Below are 2,513 nucleotides of genomic sequence, written 5' to 3' on the forward strand. Positions count from 1 at the left end.
GACGCCTGGCTGCGGTCAGGTGGGTGGTAACGATGATAATGCAGGATGTTTGGGACACAGTTCCTGATCTAACGATCAGGTTTCCTCGAAGCTATTTGACATTGTGAATAGGTGTGAAGCTGTGACGATTATCCTCCTGGGTAATCGTTGCAAGGTAAGTATCTTCATGGCGAGGCTCGATGTGTGGGGTTTGTCCCTGCGCGCGAGGTTCGTGATCAAGCGTTTTAAGGGCATCTGGTGGATGCCTTGGCTGCTAGAGGCGATGAAGGACGTGGCACGCTGCGATAAGCTGCGGGGAGGGGCGAGCACCCTTTGATCCGCAGATTTCCGAATGGGGAAACCCACCGCGTATGCGGTATCTGTACCTGAATCCATAGGGTGCAGAGGCGAACCTGGGGAACTGAAACATCTAAGTACCCAGAGGAAAGGACATCAACAGAGACTCCGAAAGTAGTGGCGAGCGAAATCGGACCAGGCCAGTGGCCTACATGTAAGAACCAGAACGGTCTGGAAAGGCCGGCCATAGTGGGTGATAGCCCCGTATGGGTAGAAAGCATGTAGGTCCTTGAGTAAGGCGGGACACGTGAAATCCTGTCTGAACGTAGGGGGACCACCCTCTAAGCCTAAGTACTCCTAGCAGACCGATAGTGCACCAGTACCGTGAGGGAAAGGTGAAAAGCACCCCGACGAGGGGAGTGAAACAGACCTGAAACCGGATGCCTACAAGCAGTAGGAGCTCAAGGTTCGTCCTGAGTGACTGCGTACCTTTTGTATAATGGGTCAGCGAGTTCGTGTGTGCAGCAAGCTTAAGCCGATAGGTGTAGGCGCAGCGAAAGCGAGTCTGAATAGGGCGACTGAGTTGCACGCATGAGACCCGAAACCGGGTGATCTAGCCATGGGCAGGTTGAAGGTGCAGTAACATGCACTGGAGGACCGAACCCACGTCTGTTGAAAAAGACGGGGATGACCTGTGGCTAGGGGTGAAAGGCCAATCAAACTCGGAAATAGCTGGTTCTCCGCGAAAGCTATTTAGGTAGCGCGTCGGATGATTGCCTCGGGGGGTAGAGCACTGGATGGGCTAGGGGGTCGCGAGACTTACCAAACCCAACCAAACTCCGAATACCCGAGAGTACAGTCCGGCAGACAGTCCTAGGGTGCTAAGGTCCTAGGACAAGAGGGAAACAGCCCAGACCACCAGCTAAGGCCCCTAATTCGTGGCTAAGTGGGAAAGGATGTGGGAAGGCCAAGACAACCAGGAGGTTGGCTTAGAAGCAGCCATCCTTTAAAGAAAGCGTAATAGCTCACTGGTCTAGATAAGCAATCCTGCGCCGAAAATGTAACGGGGCTCAAGCCACGAGCCGAAGCTGTGGGTGCATCGCAAGATGCGCGGTAGCGGAGCGTTCCGTAAGCCTGCGAAGGGATAGGGGTGACCCGTCCTGGAGGTATCGGAAGTGCGAATGCTGACATGAGTAGCGACAAACAGTGCGAGAAACACTGTCGCCGAAAGTCCAAGGGTTCCTGCGCAAGGTTAATCCCCGCAGGGTTAGTCGGCCCCTAAGGCGAGGGCGAAAGCCGTAGTCGATGGGAAACGGGTTAATATTCCCGTACCTGCTAGAAGTGACGGACGCCGAAAGCAGTATGTCCTTATCGGATTGGATGTGCTGCCTGGGAGTTCCAGGAAATAGCTCTAGCGTATAGACCGTACCCCAAACCGACACAGGTGGACTGGTAGAGTATACCAAGGCGCTTGAGAGAATGGTGTTGAAGGAACTCGGCAAAATGCTCCCGTAACTTCGGAAGAAGGGAGACCTCCATCGACGCAAGTCTTTGGGGGTGGCACAGACCAGGGGGTAGCGACTGTTTAACAAAAACACAGGGCTCTGCGAAGTCGCAAGACGACGTATAGGGTCTGACGCCTGCCCGGTGCCGGAAGGTTAAAAGGAGGGGTGCAAGCTCTGAATTGAAGCCCCGGTAAACGGCGGCCGTAACTATAACGGTCCTAAGGTAGCGAAATTCCTTGTCGGGTAAGTTCCGACCTGCACGAATGGCGTAACGACTTCCCCGCTGTCTCCAACACCAACTCAGCGAAATTGAACTCTCCGTGAAGATGCGGAGTACCCGCGGTTAGACGGAAAGACCCCGTGCACCTTTACTACAGCTTTGCAGTGGCATTAGAGACGATATGTGTAGGATAGGCGGGAGCCTTTGAAACCAGGGCGCCAGTTCTGGTGGAGGCATCCTTGAAATACCGCCCTTATCCTCTCTGATGTCTAACCGCGACCCGTTATCCGGGTCCGGGACCCTGCATGGTGGGTAGTTTGACTGGGGCGGTCGCCTCCCAAAGAGTAACGGAGGCGCGCGATGGTAGGCTCAAGCTGGTCGGAAATCAGCTGACGAGTGCAATGGCATAAGCCTGCCTGACTGCGAGACTGACAAGTCGAGCAGAGACGAAAGTCGGCCATAGTGATCCGGTGGTTCCATGTGGACGGGCCATCGCTCAACGGATAAAAGGT

At 54.7% G+C, this 2,513-nt stretch carries 1 rRNA gene; it reads left to right on the forward strand.

Annotated elements, in window-relative coordinates:
• Window positions 1–213: 213 nt before the first annotated feature.
• Window positions 214–2,513 (forward strand): 23S ribosomal RNA (locus ACFSM5_RS22010); the annotation flags it as partial.

Source organism: Lacibacterium aquatile (assembly GCF_042683105.1).
Taxonomy (GTDB): Bacteria; Pseudomonadota; Alphaproteobacteria; order Elsterales; family Elsteraceae; genus Lacibacterium; species Lacibacterium aquatile.